The 12616-nt window shown below is 74.1% G+C and carries 13 protein-coding genes; 7 read left to right on the top strand and 6 right to left on the bottom strand.

What is annotated here, in order from left to right:
• Positions 1-5: 5 nt before the first annotated feature.
• Positions 6-659 (bottom strand): class I SAM-dependent methyltransferase, encoded by a 654-nt coding sequence (locus tag D7223_RS07410; protein WP_120726390.1) that lies wholly within the window; start codon positions 657-659, stop codon positions 6-8.
• 154 nt (positions 660-813) lie between these two features.
• On the opposite strand from D7223_RS07410, the gene D7223_RS07405 reads away from it, so the two are divergent.
• The gene (locus tag D7223_RS07405; RefSeq protein ID WP_120726388.1) at positions 814-1524 is read left to right on the top strand and encodes a M23 family metallopeptidase; all 711 of its coding nucleotides are present in this window, start codon (positions 814-816) and stop codon (positions 1522-1524) included.
• Here the strand turns inward: D7223_RS07405 and D7223_RS07400 are convergent.
• Both D7223_RS07400 and D7223_RS07395 read right to left on the bottom strand, forming a co-directional pair.
• Positions 1498-2679: an aminotransferase class V-fold PLP-dependent enzyme gene (locus D7223_RS07400; RefSeq protein WP_120726386.1), complete on the bottom strand. Its 1182-nt coding sequence runs from the start codon at positions 2677-2679 to the stop codon at positions 1498-1500. The two genes, D7223_RS07405 and D7223_RS07400, sit on opposite strands and share 27 nt — an antisense overlap.
• A 73-nt stretch (positions 2680-2752) precedes the next feature.
• Positions 2753-3685 carry a tyrosine recombinase XerC gene (locus tag D7223_RS07395; RefSeq protein ID WP_120726384.1) on the bottom strand — a complete coding sequence of 311 codons (933 nt, stop codon included), beginning with the start codon at positions 3683-3685 and terminating at the stop codon, positions 2753-2755.
• A gap of 238 nt (positions 3686-3923) precedes the next feature.
• Here D7223_RS07395 and D7223_RS07390 point away from each other — a divergent pair, with 238 nt between their 5' ends.
• A complete protein-coding gene (locus D7223_RS07390; protein WP_120726382.1) occupies positions 3924-4259 on the top strand; it encodes a hypothetical protein in 336 nt (111 codons plus the stop codon).
• Between the two features lie 102 nt (positions 4260-4361).
• Here D7223_RS07390 and D7223_RS07385 read toward each other — a convergent pair whose 3' ends face one another.
• The 3 genes from D7223_RS07385 to D7223_RS07375 form a co-directional block, all read right to left on the bottom strand.
• Positions 4362-5561, bottom strand: a complete 1200-nt coding sequence (locus D7223_RS07385) for a DNA-processing protein DprA (RefSeq protein ID WP_120726380.1) — start codon at positions 5559-5561, stop codon at positions 4362-4364.
• A gap of 61 nt (positions 5562-5622) precedes the next feature.
• Positions 5623-7143 carry a YifB family Mg chelatase-like AAA ATPase gene (locus D7223_RS07380; protein WP_120726379.1) on the bottom strand — a complete coding sequence of 507 codons (1521 nt, stop codon included), beginning with the start codon at positions 7141-7143 and terminating at the stop codon, positions 5623-5625.
• Positions 7144-7224: 81 nt separating this feature from the next.
• Positions 7225-7584: a YraN family protein gene (locus D7223_RS07375; RefSeq protein WP_120726377.1), complete on the bottom strand. Its 360-nt coding sequence runs from the start codon at positions 7582-7584 to the stop codon at positions 7225-7227.
• A gap of 197 nt (positions 7585-7781) precedes the next feature.
• Here D7223_RS07375 and D7223_RS07370 point away from each other — a divergent pair, with 197 nt between their 5' ends.
• The 5 genes from D7223_RS07370 (at position 7782) to frr (ending at position 12547) form a co-directional block, all read left to right on the top strand.
• Complete coding sequence (locus D7223_RS07370; protein ID WP_120727076.1) at positions 7782-8813, top strand: hypothetical protein; 1032 nt, start codon at positions 7782-7784, stop codon at positions 8811-8813.
• A 316-nt stretch (positions 8814-9129) separates the two neighbouring features.
• On the top strand, positions 9130-10029 hold the full coding sequence (gene rpsB / locus D7223_RS07365) for a 30S ribosomal protein S2 (protein ID WP_120726375.1): 900 nt from the start codon (positions 9130-9132) through the stop codon (positions 10027-10029).
• Between the two features lie 137 nt (positions 10030-10166).
• Complete coding sequence (gene tsf, locus D7223_RS07360; RefSeq protein ID WP_120726372.1) at positions 10167-10994, top strand: translation elongation factor Ts; 828 nt, start codon at positions 10167-10169, stop codon at positions 10992-10994.
• A gap of 160 nt (positions 10995-11154) precedes the next feature.
• Entirely contained in the window at positions 11155-11922 is a 768-nt protein-coding gene (pyrH, locus tag D7223_RS07355) for a UMP kinase (RefSeq protein WP_120726370.1), read from the top strand.
• 67 nt (positions 11923-11989) lie between these two features.
• Entirely contained in the window at positions 11990-12547 is a 558-nt protein-coding gene (gene frr / locus D7223_RS07350; RefSeq protein WP_120726368.1) for a ribosome recycling factor, read from the top strand.
• Positions 12548-12616 lie beyond the last annotated feature (69 nt).

Genomic DNA, 12616 nt, shown 5'->3' with positions numbered 1-12616 from the left:
CGGTGTCAGGCCCGCCGCTCCAGCACGTCGTAGCCGACGAACTCGAACATCGTCACGCCGCGTTCCAGCGGGCGGGGTGGGGCGATCCGGCGGTGCGCGCCGACGCCGACGCCGTCGGCCGGCGTGCTGACCGCGACCGGTGCGAAGCCCTCCTCCGCGTACCACCGGGCGATCGTCGGCACCAGGTCCGGGCTGTGGCGGTGCCGGGTCCAGATCACCGTGCCGCCGGTCGCGCAGAGCGCCGCGCAGTGCCGGACGGTCGACCGGATGTCGTCGTCGCGGATGTTTCCGAAGACGCCGCAGACCAGCACCAGGTCCGCCGGGGCCAGGTCGGCGTAGTGGTCGGTGCGGGCGGCGTCTCCCACGACGACCTCGACCCCGGTCAGGCCGGCGGCTTCGGCGGTCGACCGGGCGATCTCCGCGTTGTGCGGGTCCAGCTCGACGAGCCGGGCGACCACGTCCGCGCCGCGCGGGTGCGTCGCCAGCACCGGGATCAGGTCCCGGCCCTGGCCGGCGCAGAGACTGACCGCCCGCAGCGGCCCCGGCGGGGCCTGGTCCAGCGCCTGGTGGACCTGCCGCCGCACCTCCTCGAGCCGGAGCGCCAGCGGCGATCCCGGGTCGTCGTAGTCGTCGTGCCAAGCGCGCCAGTCCCGGGTCACCCGCCCAGCTTAGGGCCGCGCCCCCGATCGCTCGACCCGGTGGGCGCATAGCAGATCATCGTCGTCTCCGGCGTTCGTCCACAGGCCCGTCCGTCGTCCACAGAAGAGGGCCGCGGGGTCGCCGGGCAGCCGCGCCGGGCGGCAGGCTGCGACCATGTCGCCCCTTCCGGTCCGGGCCACCGGCCGCCCCGCTCTCAGGGCCGGCGCCCTGCTGCTCGTCCTGTCCACGGCACCGGGGCCGGCCACGCCGCCCGGCCCGCCCACACCCGAACCCGCCCGGTCCGCGGTTTCCGCCGGGTCCGCGGTTTCCGCCGGGTCCTCCGGCGCGACCGGCGCACGCGTGACGGCCGGGCCGCCCGTCACGGTGCAGGAGCCAATGTCGGGTGACGCCGGGCCGACGATCGTGTTCCGGTGGCCGCTCGACGGGCCACCCCGTCCGGTCCGCCTCTTCGACCCGCCGCCGCTGCCCTGGCTTCCCGGCCACCGCGGGGTGGACCTGGCCGCTGAACCGGGTGTCGTGGTGCGGTCCGCCGGGGCCGGGACGGTGCTCTTCGCCGGCCTGGTCGCCGGCCTCCCGGTGGTCACCGTCGGGCACGCCGACGGGCTGCGCACGACCTACCAGCCGGTCCGGTCGACGCTGGCGGTCGGTGACCTGGTCGGAGCGGGGAGCGCCATCGGCACGCTGCTGGCCGGGCACGCCGGCTGTCCGGTAGCCGCCTGCCTGCACTGGGGGCTGCGCCGGGGCGCGGACTACCTCGATCCGCTCGCCCTGCTCGGCCTCGGCCCGGTACGCCTGCTGCCCCTCGACGCGGCACCCCCGGCGGGGACGCCGGACCGCTCACCGCTCGGCGAGGAGAGCGGGTAACCGCGCCGCCAGCCGCTCGTACTCGTCCGCGGTGTTGTAGACCTGGCCACACACCCGCAACCAGCCCCGCCCCGCCCAACCGGCGACCGACACCTCGGTGGCGAGGCGCGCGGCGATCCGGGCGCGCAGCGCCCGCGCCGCCTCCAGGTCGGTCGCGACGCCGGGCGGCAACGGCACGATCCGCATGGCCACCCCCGGCCCGCCGGGGTCCGGCAATTCGGTGGGCGGCACCCCGAGCGCGTCCCCCAGAACCCGCTGCCCGTACGCCGCCAGCGCGGCGTTGTGCGCGCGTACCCGGTCGAGCCCGAGGCTGCGCAACGTGAAGAGCCCGACCGGCGCGGCGAGCCACGCGGTGTAGTCCGTGGTCGCCTGCCACTCGACGTGACCGGGGAAGCCCGACTCCTGTTCCCAGGACACGACGAGCGGTTCGATGCGCTGCCGCCACGGCTCGGCCACCACCAGCACGGCGGTGCCGCGCGGGGCGTACGCCCACTTGTGCAGGTTGCCCACCCAGAAGTCGGCGCCGACGCCGGCCACCGTGCCCGGCAGCATGCCGGGGGCGTGCGCGGCGTCGACCAGGACCGGCACGCCGTGTTCGCGGGCCACCGCGACGACGGCGGCGACCGGCAGGAGCCGGGCGGTCGGGGAGGTGAGCTGGTCCACCACGAGCAGTCGGGTACGTCCGGGCCGCAGGCCGGACCGGACGATCTGGACGACCTCCTCGTCGGTCGCCGACAGTGGCACCCGCAGCGCACGGGTCACCGCGCCGGTGCGACGGCACTCCCGGGCGATCGACAGATCCACCGCGCCGTAACCGTGGTCGGTGGTGAGCACCTCGTCGCCGGGGCGCAGGCCGAACGACTGGAGGACCACCGCGACACCGGTGGTGGCGTTCGGAACCAGCGCGGTGCCGTCCGGGTCGGCCCCGAGGAAGGTGGCCAGGTGCCGGCGGGTGTGCGCGAGGCGGTCGGTGAGGCCCAGGGTGAAGAACCGCAGCGGGTTCGCCTCCGTCTCGTCGCGCAGCCGCTGCTGGGCGCGCTGCACGCCGATCGGCACCGCGCCGAAGGACCCGTGGTTGAGATGGCTGACCGCCGGGTCGAGGGAGAACAGCAGGCGCGCTCCCGGAATCGGGTCGGGCGGCTGGGGAACGCTCACGCCGATGATCGTAACCGCCCTCCCGATCACCGACAGTGTTCGTCGACCGTCGCCGATCCCACCGGCGGGGTGGTCAGGCGCGCGGGTGGGCCTGCCGGTACGCGGCCCGCAACCGCTCCACCGAGACGTGCGTGTAAATCTGCGTGCTGGCCAGCGACGAGTGGCCGAGCAACTCCTGCACCGCCCGTAGGTCCGCGCCGCCTTCGAGCAGGTGGGTCGCGGCGGAGTGGCGCAGTCCGTGCGGGCTGGTGCGGGGGAGCCCGGCCGCCTCGGCGTACCCGCCGACGATCCGGCGCGCGGTCGTCGGGTTGAGCCGACCGCCCCGGACGCCGACCAGGAGGGCGTCGCCGGTGGTGGGACCGGCCAGGTGTGGTCGGCCGTGCCGTAGCCACCCGTCGAGTGCCCGTTGCGCCGGCACCCCGTACGGGACCGTGCGCTCCCGCCCGCCCTTGCCGAACACCCGGACCACCCGCCGGGAGTGGTCGACGTCGGCGACGTCCAGGCCGCACGCCTCGCTGATCCGTACCCCGGTGCCGTAGAGCAGTTCCAGCAACACCCGGTCCCGCAGCAGCACCGCCGCCGCACCGGGTTCCGCAGGCTCCGGCGGACCGGCGTCCGGGTGGTCCGCGATCGGGCCCGGCGCCTCGACCAGGGCGGCCGCCTGCTCGGTGCGGAGCACCGTGGGCAGCTCCCGTCTGGCCCTCGGGCTGGCCAGGGTGGCCGCCACGTCGTGCGGGAGCAGCCCGGTGCGGTGGGCCCACGCGCTGAACGTCCGGGCCGACGCGGCACGCCGGGCGAGCGACGACCGCGCCGCCCCGGTGGTGCGTTGCCGCGCGAGCCAGCTGCGCAGGACACCCAGATCCAGGTCCGCCAGGTCGGTGCGGCTCATCCGGGTGGCGTGGTCCAGCATCGACACCACGTCCCCGACGTACGCCCGGACGGTGTGCGCCGAGCGGTTGCGCACCGCGGCCAGGTGGGTGGCGAAGTCGTCCACCGCCTCGCGCATCGCCGGCGGGAGGGCCTGGTGCGCCGCCCGCGTGCTCGTCGGCGTCGCGTCCGGGGGTGGCACCCGTCCACCCTACGGCGGCGGGCCCCGGCGATGGGCGACGAGCCCGGACCCGCGCCGGCCGGCGTACCACCCATCGACACGACGGTGGACCCTTCCGCGGCGGGCGAGCAGACTGTCCACCAGAGCGACACGGCCCCGGTCGACCGCGGGGCGGAGGTGCCGAGGGAGGACCGCCATGGGGGTGGACGTCGTCCTCTACCGGGCGGTGTCGGTCGGGACCGGCCGACGTCGGCACGTCCCGATGGAGCTGCTGCCCGACCCCGACGACGCCCTGCTGGACCTGGTCCGGCGGGTACGCGGGACCGGGCGGACCCCGGTGCTGGACCAGGTGGATCCGGTGGGTCTGCTGGTGGTGCCCGCCGACTGGGCGGACTCCCTCCTCGCCGAGCTGGACCGGCTCGCGGAGGCGGCGCGGGGCCCGGCGGAACTGGCCCACGTGCACCGGCTGGAAGGGCTGGTCCACCGGCTGCGGGCCGACCGCGAGATGGAACTCCGCTTCGAGGGCGACTGACCGGCCACCGGGCGCCCGTGAACTCGCCGCCGACCGTGCCGCTACCGGCCGGAGACCGGCGGTCATGCCGGGGGCGCGGGGGCGGCAAGCGGCACGGTCGCCTCACCGGTCCGCGCCGGTGGACCGAGGGCCGGGCCGGGCTCCGGGCCCGAGGGCGTAGCCGGTGTCCCGCCGGACCACCATCGTCAGGTCCTCCAGCATGGACAGTTTCCGCAGGGCGGTACGCAGGTCGACGCCGGCACGCGCGGCCAGCACGTCCACCGCGAGCGCGCCCCGGCGCGGCAACGCCTCGACGATCGACCGCGCGTCGTCGTCCAACAGGTCGACCGGACGGTCCGGGCCGCGTGGCACCGTGGCCAGCTCCCCGATCCGGCCCACCTCCTCCAGCACGTGCGCGAGCCCGGCGACCAGGCGGGTGGCCGGCTCCTCCCGCAGCAGCTCGTGGGCACCGACCGACATCGCCGAGGTGACCGGACCGGGCACCACCATCGTCGGCCGGGCCAGGGCGAGCGCCCGGTGGGCGGTCTGCGTCGCGCCACTGCGGGCCGCCGCCTCGACCAGCACCGTCCCCCGGGTGCCGGCGGCGATCACCCGGTTGCGGATGAGGAACCGCTGCCGCAGCGGCTCCGCCCCGGGCATCCACTCGCTCACCAGCAGACCCGTGTCGGCGATCCGGTCGAACAGCGCCGCGTTCCCCATCGGGTAGGGCCGATCCACCCCGCAGGCCAGGACGGCCACCGTCGGGCCGTCCGCGGTGAGGGCGCCCCGGTGGGCGGCGGCGTCGATGCCGAAGGCGCCGCCGGAGACCACCGTCCAGTCCCGGTCGGCCAGCCCGTAGCCGAGGTCGGTCGCCACATGGTGGCCGTACCCGGTGGCGGCCCGGGCGCCCACCACCGCGACCGACCGGTCGAGCGTCTCGCCCAGCGGCCACGAGCCGCGTACCCAGAAGCACAGCGGCGGCGCGGTCTCCCGGTCGACACGGCGGCGCGCGTCGGGCAGGCGCAGGTGGCGCAGCTCCTCGACGCGGACCGGCCACTCGTCGTCGCCCGGTACGACGACCCGCGCGCCGAGCCGTTCGGTCCGGGCCAGAGCCTCGGCGGCGACCGTCCGCGGGTCCCCGTGCATCCGGCGGGCGGCCACCGCGGCCCGGATGGTGTCGTCCGGCCCGCCGCCGTCCAGCAGCAGGTCGAGGGCGCCGACCGGGCCGTACTGGCCGACCAGGCCGAAGACCGACCGGGTGCCCGGTTCGGCCAGCCAGGTCAGCGCCACCCGGGCCAGAAGCTCCTCGGCGTCGCCGCTCACGACGATCCGGCCACGGGTGCGGGGGCGTGGGGCGGCGCGCCCGGTCTGCTGGTCCGTGTTCTCACGTGCCCTCTCCCGTCCTGAGTTGGATGGCCTCCCGGACGTCCTCCCGGTCCGGCCGGTCCCGGCCGTCGAGGTCGGCGATCGTCCAGGCCAGCCGGGTGATCCGGTCGAAGCCCCGGGCCGACACCGCCCCGGAGTCCAGCCGCGACCGCAGTTCGGCGGTGTCGTCCCGGGCCAGCCGCCAGGGCGGACGACGCAGGTCCGGGCCCGGTATCTCCGCGTTGAGCCGGCGGCCGAGTGGCTCCCACCGGTCCCGGGCGGCCTCCCGGGCGGCGGCCACCCGGCGGGCCACCGTCGCCGACGACTCCCGCCCCGCGGTCACCTCCAGCAGCTCGGCGGCCCGTACCGGGAGCAGCCGCACCTGCACGTCGATCCGGTCCAGCAACGGACCGGAGAGCCGCCCCAGGTAGCGTCGCCGGACCTGCGGCGCGCACTCGCAGTACGCGTCACCCGCCGGTTTCGCGCACGGACAGGGATTGGCCGCGAGGACCAGTTGGGTGCGGGCCGGGTACTCCGTGCCGCCCCGGCTGCGCGCCAACTGCACCCGTCCGTTCTCCAGCGGCTGGCGCAGCGCCTCCAGCGCCCCGTTGCTGAACTCGGGCGCCTCGTCCAGGAACAACACCCCCCGGTGGGCGAGGGAGACCGCCCCGGGGCGGGCCAGCCCGGACCCACCGCCGACCAGCGACGCGACGGTGGCGGTGTGGTGCGGTGCCTGGAACGGCGGCCGGCGCAGCAACCGCCCGCCCGCCGGCAGCAGGCCGGCGATCGAGTGCAGCGCGGTGACCTCCAACGCCGCCTCGTCGTCCAACCGCGGCAGCAGCGACGGAAGTCGTTCCGCCAGCATCGTCTTGCCGGCACCGGGCGGACCGAGCAACGCCAGGTGATGACCACCGGCGGCGGCAACCTCCAGCGCGCGCCGGCCCAGGTCCTGGCCGGCCACGTCGGCGAGGTCCGGGCCGTCCGGCCCCGGCGGTGGATCCGCCGTGTCCGGCTCGATCAGCGGTACGCCGTCACGGACGAACGCGACCAGCCGGTGCAGCGTGTCCACCGCGCGGACCCGGACCCCCGGGATGACGGCCGCCTCGGCGGCGTTGTCCACCGGCACGATCACCCGTTCCACACCCGCCCGGGCCGCGGCGGCCACCATCGGCAGGACCCCGCGCACCGGCCGGACCGTGCCGTCCAGTCCCAGCTCGCCGAGGACCACCACCCGCTCCAGCGGCAACAGCGGCAGCTCACCCGAGCCACCGAGAAGCGCCGCCGCGATGGCCAGATCGAAGGCGGAGCCGAACTTCGGCAGGGTCGCCGGCAGCAGGTTCAGCGTGATCCGCCGATTGGGCCAGCGCTGACCGGAGTTGACCACCGCCGCCCGGACCCGGTCCCGGGCCTCGTGCAGGGCGGTGTCCGGCAGGCCGGAGATGACCACCGCGGGCAGGCCCGGCGCGAGGTCCGCCTCCACCTCCACCAGGTGGCCGGTCACCCCGACCAGGCCCACGCAGAGCACCTTCGCGTAGCTCATGTCGGCACTCCGCCGCGCTGCGTGCCGCCATGAGGCAGCACCGCGCTGTGTCGAGGGTTCGCTCGCTGCCGCTCGTTCACGTCAGAACGCACCCTTGAGGTGCTCCACCTGGGCGGCCCCGCTGGCGGCGAGGCGTACCGAGATCACGTCGAAGCGCACCTCGTGGGCCGTGGTGCCGGTCTCGGCCAACCACCGGGCGGCCAGCCCGCGCAGTCGCAGGGCCTTCGCCGGTACGACGGCCTCGGCCGGGCTGCCGAAGTCGTCGGTGCGCCGTGTCTTCACCTCGCAGACGGCGAGTACCGGCCCGTCCCAGGCGATGATGTCGATCTCGCCGGCCGGGCACCGCCAGTTCCGGGCCACCGGGCGCAGCCCCGCTCCGATCAGGTGTCGCACCGCGCACCGCTCGCCGTACGCGCCGACCGCCTGGTTTCGCTTCGTCATGCCGGCACCGTGCCGCGTACGCCATGGGTCGCGTCGCCCCGCACGGCCCGCCTGTGGACGACGGAGCGGCCTGTGGACGACCGGACGATCATGCCCTCGGTGTGCTACGGAGGCCGGCGTCCGGGCGGACCGTCCGTCACCACACGGTGACCGCTCCGTCGCTGGTCGGACCGGCGGTCCGTCGCCCGGCGGCCGGAATGGCGCGCGCGGATCCGGTCGCATACGGTGCCGACGTGGACGGACGACGGAGTTTTGCCGAAGACCAGGAGTCACGGTGGTATCCCGAGGGACGTGACCGAGGCTACGGAGACCCGGAGTGGCGCGCCGGAGCCGAGCCGCGATACCGGGACGACGACCTTCGGACTCCCGATCCGCGAGCCGGTGACGACGCCCGCTACGCCGACACCGGCCGGGCCGCCGGAGCGCGGCGCGGTGACGACACCCGGGGACGGTACGGCGGCGCCGAGGACTCGGGCCGCTTCGCGGCTGCCGAGAGCGACTCCGGCCGCTTCGCGGCGGTCGACGACGACTCGGGGCGCTTCGGTGCGGTCAGCGCGTACGGCGACGTCCGGGCCGAGACCGACGGTTACCGGGCGAGCCGCACCCGTCGGGCGGAACCGGACTCGCCGGATACGTCGGGGGAGTTGCCGGGTGAGCGGACCGGCCGTCGGGCGGCCCGGGAGCCGCGGGACGTCCTGTCCACCTCGAGCGCCGACGCGCTGGCCGGCGGGCCGGGTGCCGAGACGACCCGGCCGGCGCCGCTGGCCGGGTACCCGATCGTCGGCCCCAAGGACCCGGCGCCGACGCCCCACCCGTTGGAGATGCCGACCGGCCCGATGCCGCCGGTCGCCCCGCGTCTCGACGGGCCGCCCGGGGAGCTGCCGTACCCGCCGGTGGCCCCACCCGCGGGCGTTCCGGCCGGGGACGGGGTGTACCGCACCCGCCGTCCGGTTCTGGCGGTGCTCTTCGCCGCGCTGACTCTGGTCTTCGAGGTGCCAGCTCTGCGGGTGCTGCTGAGCGGGCTGACCGGGGACCCGGTGTCGTCGTCGAACGTCGTGGTGGGCATCTTCCTGGTCGGCGGCCTGCCGATCTTCGCCGCCGGGCTGTACGGGCTGCGTACCGGTGCGCTGTCCCTCGCGGAGGGCGGTCGCGGTTGGCTGCGACCGCCGACGGCGTACCTGACGGTGGGGCTGGTGTTGTTCGTGGCCGCCGCCATCGCCGCCGGCTGACCGGCGCCCCCTCGCACGCCGGCCGGGTCCACCGGTCGGCGTGCGGTGTTAAGCGGGGACCCTTCTACTACCGCAGGCGTTAACGGGGGGCCCTTCCTTGCATCCCGGGGGTGGGGTGGTCGGGGAGGGGCGTACACTGGTCGACTGGCGACCGCCTCGTGCGGTCGACCTCGCGCGCCCTCTCCACGAATCGTCGTGGGGCGACGGCCTCCCTGGTCCCGATCTTGGTCGGGCCCGCCATGGCCGACGACCGGGCGCCAGGACGCCCGGCCGCCGGCCGAGCGTGACCAACCAGGGATGTCAGGAGTACCCCACCATGGCCGTAGTGACCATGCGCCAGCTGCTGGAGAGCGGTGTCCACTTCGGGCACCAGACCCGGCGCTGGAACCCGAAGATGAAGCGCTTCATCTTCACCGAGCGCAACGGTATCTACATCATCGACCTGCGCCAGACCCTCGACTACATCGAGAAGGCGTACGAGTTCGTGCGCGGGACCGTCGCCGAGGGTGGCAGCATCCTGTTCGTCGGCACCAAGAAGCAGGCCCAGGAGGCCATCGCCGAGCAGGCGACCCGGGTCGGCCAGCCGTACGTCAACCACCGCTGGCTCGGTGGCATGCTGACCAACTTCCAGACGGTCTACAAGCGGCTCCAGCGGATGAAGGAGCTGGAGGCCCTGGGTGACCTGAGCGGCACCGCCGCCGGTTACACCAAGAAGGAGACCCTGCAGCTCTCCCGCGAGAAGATCAAGCTCACCAAGACCCTCGGTGGTCTGCGGGACATGCAGAAGCTCCCGGCCGCGGTCTGGATCGTCGACACCAAGAAGGAGCACATCGCCGTCGACGAGGCCCGCAAGCTGGGCATCCCGGTGATCGCGGTGCTCGACACCAACTGCGACCCGGACGAGGTCGACTTCCCGATCCCGGGCAACGACGACGCGATCCGCTCGGCCGAGCTGCTGACCAGGGTCGTGGCCGCCGCCGTCGCCGACGGCCTGATCGCCCGTTCCGGCCGCCGCCGGGGCACCGACGAGAAGCCGGAGCCGGGCGTCGCCTCCGACGAGCCGCTGGCCGAGTGGGAGCGGGAGCTGCTGGAGGAGCCGAAGAAGGCCGACGAGCAGCCCGCGCAGCAGACCGAGCAGCCGGCGCAGCAGGCCGAGCAGCCCGCCGAGCAGCCGGCGCAGAAGACCGAGCAGCCGGCGGCCGCCGCCGCGGAGTGACCGCACCGCCGCCTCCCCGCCGCCCGGTTTTCCGGACGGCGGGGATCGGCAGGTACGCCGGGCACATCCCGCCCGGAATCGGGTAACCGGCACCACGGACCATCCCACCCGCCGTCTCCAACACCGAAGAGAGAGCCATGTCCAACTTCACCGCCGCGGACGTCAAGAAGCTCCGCGACCTGACCGGCGCCGGCATGATGGACTGCAAGAAGGCGCTGACCGAGGCCGAGGGCGACTTCGACAAGGCCGTCGAGATCCTGCGCGTCAAGGGCGCCAAGGACGTCGGCAAGCGGGCCGGTCGCACCGCCGCGAACGGTCTGGTCGCCCACTCCGGCAAGGCGCTGCTCGAGCTGAACTGCGAGACCGACTTCGTCGCCAAGACCGACGCGTTCATCGCGCTGGCCCAGCAGCTCGTCGAGCACGGCGAGCGGGCCGGTGTCACCAACGCCGAGGAGCTGCTCGCCACCGAGCTGGACGGCAAGACCGTCGCCGACGTGGTCCAGGAGCAGTCCGCCAAGATCGGTGAGAAGCTCGTCCTCAACCGCTTCGCGAAGCTGGACGGCAACGTCGCGGTCTACCTGCACCGCAAGAGCCAGGACCTGCCGCCGGCCGTCGGCGTCCTCGTCGAGTACGCGGGCAAGACCGATGAGGCCGGGGACGCGGATGCCCGGGCCACCGCCATGCAGATCGCCGCGATGCGGCCGAAGTACCTCACCCGGGACGAGGTTCCGGCCGAGGTCGTCGAGTCCGAGCGGCGCATCGCCGAGCAGACCGCCCGCGAGGAGAACAAGCCCGAGGCGGCGCTGCCGAAGATCGTCGAAGGCCGGGTCAACGCCTTCTTCAAGGACTACGTCCTGGTGGAGCAGTCGTCGGTCGCCGACAACAAGAAGACGGTGAAGCAGATGCTGGCCGAGGCCGGCATCGAGGTCACCCGCTTCGTCCGGTTCGAGGTCGGCCAGGCCTGAGCCGGTTCCCGGGCGTGCGGACGACCGGGGAGAGAACGTCGACGGGGAGGCCCGCGGGTGTACGTGACAGGCACCGCGGCCTCCCCGTCACATAGGGTCTGCTACGGCAGTTTCGCGGTGAGCGGCGCCCGGGGCGCGCGCAGGGGAGAGGACGGGGCGGATGACGCAGGTTGTGAGTGACCGGAGTCTGGCGGCGGACGATCCGACGGCGCCGCCTCCCGGCCGGGCCCGTCGGGTGGTGCTGAAGCTCTCCGGTGAGGTGTTCGGCGGCGGCGCGATCGGGGTCGACCCGGACGTCGTCCAGGCCATCGCCCGGCAGATCGCGACCGTGGTGCGACGGGGTGTGCAGGTCTCCGTGGTGGTCGGTGGTGGCAACTTCTTCCGCGGCGCCGAGTTGCAGAAGCGCGGCATGGACCGGGCGCGCGCCGACTACATGGGCATGCTCGGCACGGTGATGAACTGCCTCGCGTTGCAGGACTTCCTGGAGAAGGAGGGCATCGAGACGCGCGTGCAGAGCGCGATCACGATGGCCCAGGTCGCCGAGCCCTACATCCCGCTGCGCGCGATCCGGCACCTGGAGAAGGGCCGGGTGGTCATCTTCGGCGCGGGCGCCGGGATGCCGTACTTCTCCACCGACACCGTGGCCGCCCAGCGTGCGCTGGAGATCCGTGCCGACGTGGTGCTGATGAGCAAGAACGGAGTGGACGGCGTCTATTCCGCCGACCCCCGCCTCGACCCGACCGCCAGCAAGTTCGACTCGATCACCTTCTCCGAGGTGCTCCGCCGCAACCTGCGGGTGGCCGACGCCGCCGCGTTCAGCCTCTGCATGGAGAACGGCCTGCCGATGCTGGTCTTCGGCGCCCAGGGCGACGACACCATCATCCGGGCCGTCGGTGGCGACCAGATCGGCACGCTGATCACCACCTGACCGGCCACCGCGGCGGTAAAGGCGACACACAAGCCCACCACGAGCACAGAAGGAGGCGAGGAGACCGGTGATCGACGACACCCTCCTCGAGGCCGAGGAAAAGATGGAGCGTGCCATCGAGCACGCCAAGGAGGAGTTCGGCGCCATCCGCACCGGTCGCGCCAACGCCGCCATGTTCTCCAAAGTCATCATCGACTACTACGGCAGCCCCACGCCGCTGCCGCAGATGGCGTCCATCGGGGTTCCCGAGCCGCGGATGGTCATCATCAAGCCGTACGACAACTCGCAGATCAACGCCATGGAGAAGGCGATCCGCGACTCCGACCTCGGCGTGAACCCGAACAACGAGGGCAACCAGCTCCGCATCCTGCTCCCCCAGATGACCGAGGAACGCCGCCGCGAGATGATCAAGGTGGTTCGGCACAAGGGTGAGGAGGCCAAGGTGGCCATCCGCAACATCCGCCGCAAGGCGAAGGAGGAGCTGGACCGCCTGGTCAAGGACGGCGAGGTCGGCGAGGACGAGGGCCGCCGCGCGGAGAAGGACCTGGACGACCTGACCCAGAAGTACGTGGCCGGCGTCGACGAGCTGGTCAAGCACAAGGAAGCCGAGCTGCTGGAGGTCTGAACCCCGGCACCGACCGACGGCACCGGCACCCACCCGTACGGGTCGGCGCCGGTGCCGTCGTCGTCTCCG

It is taken from the genome of Micromonospora endolithica (genome assembly GCF_003626595.1).
Taxonomy (GTDB): domain Bacteria; phylum Actinomycetota; class Actinomycetes; order Mycobacteriales; family Micromonosporaceae; genus Micromonospora; species Micromonospora endolithica.
This window is presented reverse-complemented; position numbering and strand designations above follow the sequence as displayed.